This window comes from Clostridium intestinale (assembly GCF_035905475.1).
Taxonomy (GTDB): domain Bacteria; phylum Bacillota; class Clostridia; order Clostridiales; family Clostridiaceae; genus Clostridium_T; species Clostridium_T intestinale.
The window spans coordinates 4,524,690-4,537,987 of record NZ_CP121166.1; the positions used below are offsets into that span (position 1 = coordinate 4,524,690).

General features: G+C 29.5%; 11 protein-coding genes. All 11 read left to right on the forward strand.

Translation table 11 applies throughout. The features are described 5' to 3' along the window. The first annotated feature begins 1 nt into the window (after nt 1). The 11 genes from P8F83_RS22795 to P8F83_RS22845 all read left to right on the forward strand — a co-directional run bounded on the left by P8F83_RS22795 (nt 2) and on the right by P8F83_RS22845 (nt 13,234). The gene (locus P8F83_RS22795) at nt 2–1,012 is read left to right on the forward strand and encodes a sugar phosphate isomerase/epimerase family protein (RefSeq protein WP_326512814.1); all 1,011 of its coding nucleotides are present in this window, start codon (nt 2–4) and stop codon (nt 1,010–1,012) included. Nucleotides 1,013–1,025: 13 nt separating this feature from the next. Further along, nucleotides 1,026–1,415: a C-glycoside deglycosidase beta subunit domain-containing protein gene (locus tag P8F83_RS22800; protein ID WP_326512815.1), complete on the forward strand. Its 390-nt coding sequence runs from the start codon at nt 1,026–1,028 to the stop codon at nt 1,413–1,415. A gap of 16 nt (nt 1,416–1,431) precedes the next feature. Continuing rightward, nucleotides 1,432–2,385 carry a flavodoxin family protein gene (locus P8F83_RS22805; RefSeq protein WP_326512816.1) on the forward strand — a complete coding sequence of 318 codons (954 nt, stop codon included), beginning with the start codon at nt 1,432–1,434 and terminating at the stop codon, nt 2,383–2,385. Between the two features lie 171 nt (nt 2,386–2,556). Continuing rightward, the gene (locus P8F83_RS22810; RefSeq protein ID WP_326512817.1) at nt 2,557–3,537 is read left to right on the forward strand and encodes a sugar ABC transporter substrate-binding protein; all 981 of its coding nucleotides are present in this window, start codon (nt 2,557–2,559) and stop codon (nt 3,535–3,537) included. Nucleotides 3,538–3,607: 70 nt separating this feature from the next. Further along, a complete protein-coding gene (locus tag P8F83_RS22815) occupies nt 3,608–5,083 on the forward strand; it encodes a sugar ABC transporter ATP-binding protein (protein WP_326512818.1) in 1,476 nt (491 codons plus the stop codon). A 13-nt stretch (nt 5,084–5,096) separates the two neighbouring features. After that, nucleotides 5,097–6,089: an ABC transporter permease gene (locus P8F83_RS22820; RefSeq protein ID WP_326512819.1), complete on the forward strand. Its 993-nt coding sequence runs from the start codon at nt 5,097–5,099 to the stop codon at nt 6,087–6,089. Nucleotides 6,090–6,365: 276 nt separating this feature from the next. After that, nucleotides 6,366–7,964: a response regulator transcription factor gene (locus P8F83_RS22825; RefSeq protein ID WP_326512820.1), complete on the forward strand. Its 1,599-nt coding sequence runs from the start codon at nt 6,366–6,368 to the stop codon at nt 7,962–7,964. A 7-nt stretch (nt 7,965–7,971) separates the two neighbouring features. Then, nucleotides 7,972–8,970: a sensor histidine kinase gene (locus P8F83_RS22830; protein ID WP_326512821.1), complete on the forward strand. Its 999-nt coding sequence runs from the start codon at nt 7,972–7,974 to the stop codon at nt 8,968–8,970. A 30-nt stretch (nt 8,971–9,000) separates the two neighbouring features. Beyond that, a complete protein-coding gene (locus tag P8F83_RS22835) occupies nt 9,001–10,437 on the forward strand; it encodes an ATP-binding cassette domain-containing protein (RefSeq protein WP_326512822.1) in 1,437 nt (478 codons plus the stop codon). A gap of 268 nt (nt 10,438–10,705) precedes the next feature. Further along, entirely contained in the window at nt 10,706–11,398 is a 693-nt protein-coding gene (locus P8F83_RS22840) for a hypothetical protein (RefSeq protein ID WP_326512823.1), read from the forward strand. A 441-nt stretch (nt 11,399–11,839) separates the two neighbouring features. Then, nucleotides 11,840–13,234 carry a PTS transporter subunit EIIC gene (locus tag P8F83_RS22845; protein ID WP_326512824.1) on the forward strand — a complete coding sequence of 465 codons (1,395 nt, stop codon included), beginning with the start codon at nt 11,840–11,842 and terminating at the stop codon, nt 13,232–13,234. Nucleotides 13,235–13,298 lie beyond the last annotated feature (64 nt).

Sequence of the window (13,298 nt, forward strand, 5' to 3'; positions counted from 1 at the left end):
TATGTCTAAAATAAAAACATGTGTAAGTTTATATAGTTTACAAGATGAATATTTAAACAAAAGAATGAGTCTAGAAGATATTATGTGGTTTGTAAAAGAAAGCAAGGCAGAGGGAGTTGAAATATTACCTGACCAGATGCTTCATGGCGCACCTGATATAAGTGATGAGACTTTAGAAAGATGGAATAAGATAATTAAAGAAACTGAATTAAAACCTGTAATTGCAGATGTATTTTTAAACACTAATATTTATAAAAATCGTGAATTAACACATAAAGAATGTGTTGAGTTATTAGTTAAAGAAATAAAGCAGGCAGATAAACTTGGAATCAGATTAATAAGGTTAGTTTCTATGGTTCCTTATTGGGTTCTAGAACCATTATTACCATATTGCGAGCAATATAATGTAACAGTTGCTTTAGAAATTCATGCAGCTATGGCTTTTGATATTCAAGAAACTAGAGAATTTATAGAAGAAATGAAAAGATTAAACTCAACGTATATTGGACTAGTAATAGATACAGGTATTTTTTGCAGAAGATTTCCAAGAGTAGTTAAAAAATATGAATTAAATAATGGCGCTAGTAAAGAAATATTTGATTATATTGATGCCTTATTTGAGAAAGGAACAGATTTTCATAAAGAACGTAAAAAAAATGATGGAAAGTTTCCAGAAGACTTTATAAAAACAATGAAAACTGAAGAAGATCACATGTTTGCACATTTATGTGATGGGTATGAAAATTATTCTTATGACATATTAGATGAGTACATGCCATATATTAAACATTTTCACTTTAAATTATTTGAAATGACAGAGGAAGGACCAGAGTATTCTATGGACTATAAAGGATTATTACAATATCTTCATGAACATAATTATGATGGATATGTAGCAACAGAATACGAGGGTAATAGATTCACTCTTCCAGGAACTCCAATGGCTGAGAAGGAGCAGGTTTCAGCAAATCAGAAGTATATTAGAGAATGTTTAAAAGAAATTCAGGGTTAAGGGGGAAGAAATAATGTTTGATAATAATGTCTTTCTAGAAGACAGTTGTAAAAATGTAGTAGAAAATGGTGATATAATAGGATATGAAATGCAAACTAATATAACTTATTATAGAGGGATTCCACTTTCAATGATTGAATATATTCGTGTAAGCAAAGATGGTGATGTTGAGCCATTAGAAAACATAAGAATTTCTATAGATAAAATAGATTGGTTCACTTTAAAGGAGGCAGAAACAGTTACTTCTTATAAATGGGAATATGGCGAACCATTATATATTAGGATATTAGAAGAAGGCGGATTAAGCAAGGGTACACATAAGATTAAATTGACAGTTGCTACAAGAACTGCATATATTCCTGTTCCGCTAGAAGGAAGTAAAGAAAGAATAGTAGAAATATAAAAATAAGGGGAAAACTATGAAGAAAAAAGTGCTTGGAATATCATTTGGAAGAAAAATGAGTAATACTGAAATAATGATAAAAACTGCTCTAATGGAGTGTGAGAAGGCTGGCTCGGAGGTTAAATTCATCCGTGCAGATGATTTAGATATATGTGACTGTACAGGATGCATATCATGTGTAATAGGATTATTACATGGAGGAAATGGAGGATGTCATTTAAAGGATGAAATGCACATTATAGATGAGGCATTAATGGAATGTGATGCAGTAATTGTAGGTTCTCCTACATATGTATTATCTCCAACAGGTAAGTTTAAAACTGTATGTGATAGATTAGGACCATCTCATGATATAGCATTTAGAACAGAAGCTAAAAAGATGGGAATAAAAATGGGAAAAGATCCAGAAAAGTTGCCAGATGAGAGATCATTTAAACCAAGAATAGGTGCATTAGTAACCGTTGGTGGAGCTATAACACAAAACTGGTTATCCTTTGCAATGCCGACTATGTATGAATTTACAATGTCAATGGGAATTAATGTTGTAGATAAATACGAATACTTTGGTGCTATGGCTCATGAACATGCTGTTGGTAATAAAGAAGTTATGGATCGTATGGTTGTAATGGGGCAAAATATTGCTGAAGCTTTAAATAGCAAAAATAAAGAAGCTATGAATAAGTGGAGAGGAAATGATGAGGGGGTTTGCCCTGTGTGTCATTGTGATATGTTAACGGTGGTTCATAAAAGAAATATAGTAGAGTGTCCAGTATGTGGGATAAGTGGAGATTTAACCTTAGTTGATGGAGAAATAAAGGTTAACTTTAGTGAAGCAGAGCAGAAACGTTCACGTTTATTTTATGAAGGTAAGCTAGAGCATCAAGTTGAAATTTCTACAAAGGCAGTTGGACCTGGACAAATTCCTAATAAGAAAGAGTTACTAGAGAAATATAAAGGATATGGAGAATAAGGAATCTCAAATATTTAAGTAATAAATATAAGACTAAGCTAATTAAATGCTTAGTCTTATATTTTAGTGAAAAATAAAACACTTTTTCAAAAGAAAGCCTCATTGTATACGTTTTTACAAAAAGTATAATTGTAATTGTAAAACAACCCGATATCATAGGAGGAGAAATTTATGAAAAAGCTATTAAGTATTTTATTAACTGGAAGCATTTTGTTTGGAGCTATGGTAGGATGTAGCAACAAGTCAAACACAGCCACTGGAGATAGCTCAAACAAGGAGAAGTTTGTTGGATTTGCAATTTCATACACAGGCAATGACTTTATGCAGGCTTTAGCGGATGGAACTAAATCAATGTTTGAATCAAAAGGAATAAAATGTGAGGTTGCAGTTGCCGATGGAAATGCAACTAAGCAAGTTGAGCAGATTGAAAACTTCACTACAATGGGGGCAGATTTAATAATAGTTATGGGCGTTGACCCAACAGGACTTACCGATGCATGTAAAAAAGCAAGAGATGCTGGAATTAAAGTAATGGCATTTACAACTGATACTAAGGAACAAGATGTGTACTTAGGTACTCCAAGTGAAACTATAATTGGTGAAAATATAGCTACTTTAGCTAATGATTGGATGAAAAAGACTTTTAGTGATGAAACTGAAGTAGCTATATTTGGATATTCAGGAACTCCAGAAGCTGCTAATAGAACTAAGGGCATGAAGGATAAATTTACTGAGATATCTAAAAACGCTAAAGTAACTTATATAGAGCCTGAATCAAATACTTTTGATGCTGCTCAAAAGGCAGCTGAAAACTTATTCCAAACTAATCCTAATATAAAAACTATATTATGCTACAACTCTGGTATGGCACTTGGGGTTAATGCTTATGCAATGTCACCAAGTTCGGTAGTAAAAGATAAATCAAAATTTGGAGCTTTTGGAGCAGATTTTTCTTCAGAGGTTGCATCAGCAATTAAAGGTTCAAAGAATAATGAAAGTATAGTTAGAGGAGTAGTTTCAGTAGGGACATTAAATGATATTTTTGCAGATGTTTGGTCAGCGTCAGAAAAATTATTAAACAATGAAACACTTCCAGCAAAAATAGAATCAAAAGTAATTAACGTAACAGTAGATAATGTAGATCAGCAATAATTATATATATAAGTATGCCGAAGGTGTACAAACCTTCGGCATATAAGTTAAAAATAATTGAGGTGAAAAAATGGAAGAGGTAGTATTGTCACTAAAAAACATAACAAAAAGATATCCTGGGGTAGTAGCTCTAAATAATGTATCCATTGATTTCATAAAAGGAGAAGTACATGCTTTATTAGGAGAAAATGGAGCAGGAAAATCTACACTTATAAAGATTCTTTCAGGTGCTGTAAGAAATGATGAAGGAAATATAATAATCGATGAAAAAGAATATAAACACATGACTCCTAAAATATCTAGAGGACATGGTGTTGAAGTTATTTATCAAGAGTATAACCTAATAAATACTTTATCAGTAGCTGAGAATATTTGTTTAGGTGAAAAGACAGAGGGATTAGTTAACTACAAGGCGATAAGAGAAAAAGCAAAGAAAATATTTGATAGATTCAATATAGACATTAATCCAGACATTAAAGTGAGGGACTTATCACCTGCACTTCAACAATTAGTAGAGATAGCTAAGGCAATTTCTAAAGATGCTAAGGTGATTGTTATGGATGAGCCAACGGCACAACTAACATTAGGAGAGGTAGAAAATCTATATAAAATAATAGAAGCATTAAAGAAAAATGGTGTAACTATAATTTATATTTCTCATAGATTAGAGGAAATATTTCAAGTGACAGATAGAGTCTCAATAATGAGAGATGGTCAGTATATAACAACTGTAAATACAAAAGAGACAAATAGAAAAGAGCTAATATCATTAATGGTTGGAAGAGCATTAACAGAATCCTACCCTAATAGAAATTGCATTAAAGAGGAAGTAGCCATGGAAATTAAAAATGTTTCAGGCTTAAAAAATAGCAATGTATCCTTTGAAATAAAAAAGGGTGAAATACTAGGGTTAGCTGGTTTAGTTGGTGCTGGAAGAACAGAATTAGTTAGAGTAATATTTGGAGCAGATAAAAAAAATAGTGGAGAAGTATTTATTGACGGCAAGAAAGTAGAAATAAACTCACCTAAGCAGGCATTAAAGTTTGGCATAGGATTAATACCTGAAGATAGAAAGAATCAGGGGTGTTTTTTGAGAAAAAGTATTAAATGGAATGTAGTCATATCTAATATTAAAGATATTTCGAAAAATGGAATTGTAAATAACGAAAGTGAGCAAAAGCAAGCTGATGAATATAAAGAAAAGTTAAGAATAAAGACTCCATCAGTGGATCAAATTGTAGGTAATTTAAGTGGTGGAAATCAGCAGAAGGTAGTATTGGCAAAAGTCTTAGCCACTAATTCAGATATTATAATTTTTGATGAGCCAACACGTGGTATAGATATTGGAGCTCGTCATGAGATTTATAATATAATGAACGAATTAGTTGAGGATGGTAAAGCTATAATAATGATTAGCTCTGATATGGAGGAGTTACTTGGAATGTCAGATAGAATATTGGTTTTATGTGAAGGAAAAATATCAGGAGAAATTTTGAAAAATGATTTCTCACAAAATAAAATTTTAGAACTAGCTTCAAGTAACTAAAGGAGTGTAAAAAATGACAAATAATAAAAAAATATCTATCGATTTGAAAAAATTTGTACTACTATTTATTTTAATTGGATTAGTGATTTTCTTTGGAATAATGTCACCTAAGTTTTTAACCTTTAACAATATAATGAATATAATTACTCAAAATTCGTATTTAATTATAGCATCAATAGGAGTTGCTATGGTTATGATTAGTGGAGGTACAGACTTATCAGTTGGATATCAAATTTCTGTAATAGGAGTTTGTGTTGCTATATTTATGCAGTGGCTAAGTATGCCAATTTGGATTTCTATAATTCTAGGATTACTTATAGGTGTACTTCTAGGATTGATAAATGGGTTTACAGCAAATAGACTTAACATGCATCCAATGATTGTTACCCTAGCTACAATGACATTATTTCAAGGGATATCATTTCTAACATCACAATCTAAATCAATTTATGACTTAAGTTCGTCCTTTAAGTTTATTGGACAAGGTTATGTAGGCAAAGTTCCATTACCTGTAATCATAGTTCTTGTAGTTGCTATAGTTATAGGGGTTATGCTAAAGAAAACATACTTTGGAAGACATATTTATGCAGTAGGTGGAAACCCAGAAGCTGCTCACTTAGCAGGAATAGATGTGAAAAAAATTAAACTATTAGTTTTTGCTTTATGTGGTTTATTAGTGGGACTAGCAGCTGTTGTTTTAATATCTAGAACAGGTTCAGCTAACTCTTCAATGGGACCAGGTACTGAATTTAGTGCAATTACAGCGTGTGTATTAGGTGGAGTAAGTTTTATAGGCGGGGAAGGCGACATTGATGGAGTTATTATAGGGGTGTTAATTCTAGGTGTATTATCTAATGGAATGCAATTAATAGGATTAGGAATCTACATTCAATATGTAGCCAAAGCATTGATCTTAATTGCTGCAATAGCTTTTGATACGTATCAAAAGCAAGTTAAAGTTAAAAGAAGCACTATAAAAGCTTCAGGGGTAGAAAAAATGGCCTGAATTCATATTAAATAAAATGAAATAACAAAACATTTTAATATGAAAGGATGTATATCAGATTAAATTTTAATGATTAATTTGGTGTGCATCCTTTTTAGGTTAAAATAAGAGATTAAATTTTTAACTAATTGCCAATGAATTTAATACTTCAATTAAATAAGGTTAAAAATTAACAACAATAAAGTTTAAAAAAGAGAGGTTAATGTAAAAGATTACAATTATAATCAAATGAAAAGGGTAGTGAAGAGATATTTATAATATTTATGGAGGCAAGCTATGATAAAGGTGTTAATTTCTGAGGATGAGAAACGGATATGCAAATTAATCCAGAATATTATTCCATGGAATGAGTTGGGATTCGAAATAGTAGACTTTGCATACTCCGGAACAGAAGCTATAAATAAAATACAGTTATATGATCCAGATGTAGTAATAACTGATATTAGGATGCCAGGATGTACTGGAATAGAGATGATCGAACAAGTTAATAGCGAAAAAATTAAATTTATTATCATAAGTGGATATAAGTACTTTGAATATGCAAAGAGTGCAATAAAATATGGAGTAGAGGACTATATTTTAAAACCTATAGATAGAAATGAATTAATTAATGCGCTTGTTAGAATAAAAAAGAATTATGAAGTACTCCATATAAATATACAAAAAGATATTGAATTAAAAAACAGCAAGGAAAAGATAAGAAATAACTTGATTAACAATGTGTTGCTAAATAATAACTTAGTAAAAGATTCAAATATAAGCAAAATTAATGAGGAATTTAATTTACATTTTCAAAAAGGTAGCTTTAAAGCAATATATCTAAAAATATTAAGTGAGGATAATGAAGGATTTAATCATAAAAATATTTTTAATATTTTCATAAAAGAATTTGACAATCTATTTCTTGATAAAACCCATGATATTACTAATAGCCTTTATAAAGAAGGAGTAATATTACTTATTAACTATAGGCAAGTTGATGAAAACTGTATGCATGAATCTTTAAATAAATTTTTAAATATAATAAAAAAATTAATTGGGAAATTTCAAGATTTAAATTTTATTTTAACTTTAGGAAATACGGTAACAAAAATTAATGAAATCCCTTCGACCATATATAACAGCATAAATATGATTAAATATAGAGTAACTTATGGAGTGAACACTATAATAGATATCTCTATGACAGAACCTCTTGGGATTAATGGGACAAGTATTTTAAGTGATAAAGAAATATGGGATTTAAAAAACATAGTGGAATCACAAAATTATAAAGGGTTTTTATCATTAATTGATAATGCATTTAAGAAAGTTGATACAAAGTACCATGGAAATGCTATTTACTTTTTTAAAACATTAGAGAGTATAAATGAAACAATATTAGAAGTTTATAAATCTATAGATGTGAAAGATAACTTTTCTGAGGCGTTAATAAGCCAATATAATAGGTTAATAAATATTGAAAATGATAGAAAGATTCTAGTTAATAAATATAAGTTATTTGTAGTAGATCAGTTGAAGGAGTGTAATTGTGGCGTTAATAAAAAAGAATTAGCATTGATAACAAAAGCTAAAAAATATATTTCATATAATTACCAAAATGCAATAACATTAGAAGAAGTTGCAGAAGTAGTTCAAATAAGTCCTGCTTATTTAAGTACTATGTTTAAAAAAGAGATGGGAGTAAATTTCTGTGATTATATTATAGAATTAAGAATTGAGTTATCAAAGGAGATATTAAAGACTACAAATTTACCAATAGCAGAAATTACTGAACAAATAGGATATACAGATTCTAGATACTTTAGTAAGTTGTTTGATAAAATAGTTGGAATAAAACCGTCAAAATATAGAAAATTATATAATAAAGGATAGCTTTAATATGAAAAGTTTATATAAAAGAATACTAACAATATTTTTAATATTGATGTTTAGTATCTTAATAGTTTATATAGTAGGAATATTAGAATTTGCAATAACAAAAAAGGGCTTAAACCGCAGTTTAATGTTGATAATCTTAGTAGGTTTGTTATTAGTTATAATATTTATTTGTTTTTATATATTTATTTGTAAGCCTATAAAATTAATTGAAGAAAATATTAGGAATATTAATATAAATGGAGGTAATGAAGATAATAACTCCATTTTAGATATATTAAATAATATCAATAATATAATTATTGATAATGAAAGACAATTAGTTAGAAAACATTCTGCTGAAATGCTCAACCAAAAAATACATTTTGCGGAGCTTCAAAATCAAATAAATCCTCATTTTCTTTATAATACTTTAGAATCAATAAGAGGACAGGCGATAGAAGATGAGCATTACGTTATATCAAATATGACAGAAGCTTTGGCTAAATATTTTAGATATAGTATAAGCAATAACAGTGATATTGTTAAATTAGAAGATGAGCTGAAAAATGTAATGAACTATATGGAAATTCAGAAATATAGGTTCGAGGATAAAATACATTTTCAAATAAAATTTGATGAATTAGATGAAGAATTATTAAGCAGTTCTATACCTAAGTTAACATTACAACCTATTGTAGAAAATGCTATTTATCATGGGTTAGAAACAAAAGCAAACGAGGGTGAATTAATAATAAGAATCGAAAAAACTCAAAAGAGAATCATCATTATTATAACCGATGATGGGATTGGAATGGATCATATAACTTTAAGTGAATTAAATAAAAAAATTAATGGGAATTTGGAGAATTTAGTTGAGACAAATAGTAAAAAAGGTGCAGGTATTGCTATGAGCAATGTAAATAAAAGATTAAAGTTACTATTTGGGAAAGAGTATGGACTTAATGTATCAAGCACACTAGCTTTAGGAACAGAAGTAGAAGTGGTGATTCCTATAAGTTAGAAAAGTAGATATAAAAACCTTGGAGAGCATATGAAAGAAGAAGTTTTAAGAATGGAGAATATTTCTGTATACAATTTAAATCGTAGTATTTTAGAAGATTTTCGCTTATATGTATTTAAGGGAGAAATCTTAAGCTTGGCTGGATTATCAGGAGAAGGGAAAACAGCGCTGTACAAAATTTTATCAGGAGAAAATGTAATTGAAGAAGGCAGGGTAATTTTTAAAAATAAAATATATACTAAAAATCAATGTATTGTGAAAAATAGAGATATTTTTTGTCTTGGAAAAGAAACTATACTAGTGGATAACTTATCGGTTGCAGAGAATATATTTGTAATTGGCAATAAGCAATATAAAAATATTTTTATTAATTACAAGCATATTATTTATAAAACTGAAAAGCTGTTAGCTAAATATCTACCTAATGTAAAATCAGATTGTTTAATAAAAGAGTTAACACAATGGGAAATAAGAATAGTAGAGCTTTTGAAAGCAATTATTATAAAACCAGTACTAATAGTTATAGATGAGGTTATATTAACCTGTAGTAAAGAAGAAATAGACCAAATTATATATTTATTAGAAGAGTTAAAAAATATGGGGATTTCTATTGTATATGAGTCAAATAGAATCAATAGAATAACTAATATATCCGATAGAATGTTTATAATAAGAGATAGAAAGATTGCAAAGATACTTTACAATGAACAATACTCTGAGATTCTTATAAATAATTTTTTAGTCGGTTATGATATGCCAATGGAAATAGAAAGACAGTCAAACATAAAAAATGAAACTATTTTATCTATGGAAGAAGTTAATTTAGGATTAGATATTCACAATATTAACTTATCCTTAAAGAAAGGTGAAATAATAGGGATATTTCATGACGAAAATATTTTAAACAAAAAAATACTAGATATAATAACAGGAGAAACTAAAGTATTATCAGGAAGCATAATTTTTGAAGAGGAGAGATTTCATCCTAAAAGTATAAGTTCAGCTAAAAGAAAAGGAATAGGAGTTATTCCTAGTGGATTGAGTAATGAGTTTATAATAGAATCAATGAGTTTAGAAGACAATCTAATATTATATTTTATAAAAAAGTATTCTATAGGGAAAATTTTTATTGATCATAAAATGGTTAAATTTATGATTAATCAATTTAAAAATATTATAAATAGTAGAACCTATAAAGAGATAATAAACACTTATTCCTATATAGAGCAACTAATGTTATTGTATAGGGAAATAATTTGTAATAACAAAATATTGATATGCATGAATCCATGTGAAAGAGCAGATATTATTATGAAAAAAATGATTTATTCGGCATTAAATGAAGCAGCAGAAACAGGCACTGGGATTATTATAATAAATAATAATATCATTGAATTACAAGAGATTTGTGACACTATTTATATAATAAATAATAATGGTGAAATTAAGAAACATAAAATTAAGTAGTATTTATAGTTAATAATAGATTTACAATATATGAGCTGTCTTGATAGACAGCTTTTTTCGTTAATCATTTAAGCTTAGACGAATACCTTAGCTCATTTTTTGGAGTAATAGCTTTTAGTTATAAGAATTATGCAGATTTGCTATTGGACTATGTTTAAGTTAGCAACCTATAATTAAAAAGAAAATACGTTAAATTATTATCAAGTATTTATGAAGAAATCATACAGAATTATTTTAAGTTACTGTAAAAATAGGAAAGGAAGTAGTTATGAAAAATTTAAAAGGTGACATAGTATGGGGGTTATTGCTTCTAGTTTGGGTTTTGGTACTGGTAATTCCAAGTGCAAGATCTGTATTTATAAGTTTTACTGAAGCTCATGCTTATATTGGAGGATTTATAAAGTTCTTTATTTTAGCATCCATGGGGGACATGCTTGGGGGAAGGATACTAAAGGGAAAATGGAGCTTTTCACAAGGATTTTTCTTTAAGGCAGTAGTTTGGGGAATTTTAGGAATGATGATAACATTGGTGTTCAGCGTATTTATGGCAGGTGCAGCTGGAGCACAAGCAAGTGGAAAATTGCCTTTTCAAGAATCGAAAGTAGCTTTAGCATTATTTGCAAGTGTTATTATGAATATGACTTTTGGACCAATGATGTATATTTATCATAAGTTTGGAGATCTTTTTGTAGACCTGTGTTATGAAAAGAATAAGGGGATTTTAAAGGGAAAAATAACAGTTAGTGAAATGGTAAATAGAGTTGATTGGCAAGGGATGGTAGGTTTTTCTTGGCTAAAAACATGTATATTTGTTTGGATGCCGTGTCATACAATCGTATTTTTACTACCACCTGAATATAGAGTTTTGGCATCAGCATTTTTATCTATACTACTAGGGGTGTTAGTCGCTATTTCGAAAAAAAGTGCAAGCTCTATAGATCATAGGAATGTTCCTATTTAACAACAGTGGAAAAGAGGATCAGTGCTATTTGCCAATGCCGGAACAGTGGAGAATCGATATGCAAAAGCATAAAAGCACAGGTACAGTGGAAAAGTGCAGCAGTGAAAAATAGGAGCAGTGCAAAAGCGGGGCATAGGAAAAGCGAAGCAGCGGACTGATGAGTTAAATAAGCCAGTTGTAGATAAGTACATCTACAACTGGCTTATTTTATAGATTATTGAACAGAGTAAAAAATAGCTAGGCGTTTTTTGTCCAATTCTTTAATTCATATAAGTATTAGACAAAAATAGAGCTATAATATTGTGAAAAATGAGAATGATTACATTAATAGCTTTGGTATTATAGTGTTAAAGAAGAAAACGATTAATGTAAGGCATTAATAGTAATCTCTACTGCAGTAAGGGATATATTTATTAAATATATTTTAAGGAGAAAAATGTTATGGATAAAAAAGTAGCCGTTAAAGAAATAATAAAATTAGTAGGTGATGATAAGAACATCGCTGAAGTTAGTCATTGCTTTACCAGACTTAGATTTAAGCTAATAGATCGTAACATTGTAGATGATGAGAATTTAAAAAAGGTACAATCTGTTATGGGCTTAATTGATAGAGGGGGAGAATTACAGGTTGTAATTGGAAATGAAGTTTCAGAATATTATGCTGAAGCAAAAAGTATATTAGGTGATAAGTCATCAGGATCAGTTGATGAGAAACTAGACAATGTACCAAGTAAAAAGAAACTTAATTTAATTGATAAAATTTCGGAAATAGCTTCAGCTATTTTCATCCCAATAATCGGTGCGCTTGCAGCATGTGGTACTTTACAAGGAATAATATCATTATTAACATTCTTAAATGTACTTACTAAAGATAGTGGAACATATATAGTGCTGTATGCAATTGCAGAAAGTATATTCTACTTCTTACCATTTTTCCTAGCATATACAGCAGCAAATCATTTTGGTGGAAAGACATATATCTCAATGATTATTGCAGGAACTATGATGTATCCAGAGGTAATGGCTCAAGTTACTAGTGGAAATAGCATGAATTTTGTAGGGATACCGCTATTATTTATGAATTATTCAAAAACAGTATTCCCTATTATAGTTGCATCTTGGTTAGCATCTGTAGTAGAAAAGAAATTAAGAAAAGTAATTCCAGATATATTAAAAATGATTTTTGTTCCTATGATTACATTACTTATAGTTGCTCCTTTAACTTTATTAGTTGTAGGACCAGTTCTTACTAAGGCTATGGCAATAGTTACACTATCAGTTCAAACTCTATATAATTTTACACCTACTATAACAGGTGCAATTGTAGGTGGAGTATGGCAGCTTCTTGTATTCTTTGGAATTAGTAAAGCATTTATTCCTATATTTACTTCAGACTTTTCAACTTTTGGATATAGCTACTTTGGAGCAATAACTTTCTTTGTTGCTTGCATGGGACAAACAGGTGCTGCTTTAGGTATTGCATTAAAATCAAAAAATAAAAATGTAAAATCAGTAGCATCAGGAGCTACAGTATCTGGATTCTTTGGAATAACAGAACCAGCGCTATTTGGGTTAAATGTACCAGCCAAAAAACCATTCCTAATTGGTAGTATAAGTGCGGTTATAGGTGCTATTGTATCTTCATTATTAGGTGGAAAACTATATACATTGGCAACAGGAGTCCTAGGAATACCAGCATTAATTAATCCTAACTCAGGTATAGATAGGGGATTCTATGGAGTTTTATTAGGATCAGCTATAACTTTAGTGTTGGCAGTAGGTCTAACATATAAATTTGGTTGGACAGAGGAAAATGATAAGAACTTTAAATTATAATTAAGATAAGTTAAATTAGGTGTGGCAAAGTAATCTATTAGATTATTTTGTTAACACCTTTTTT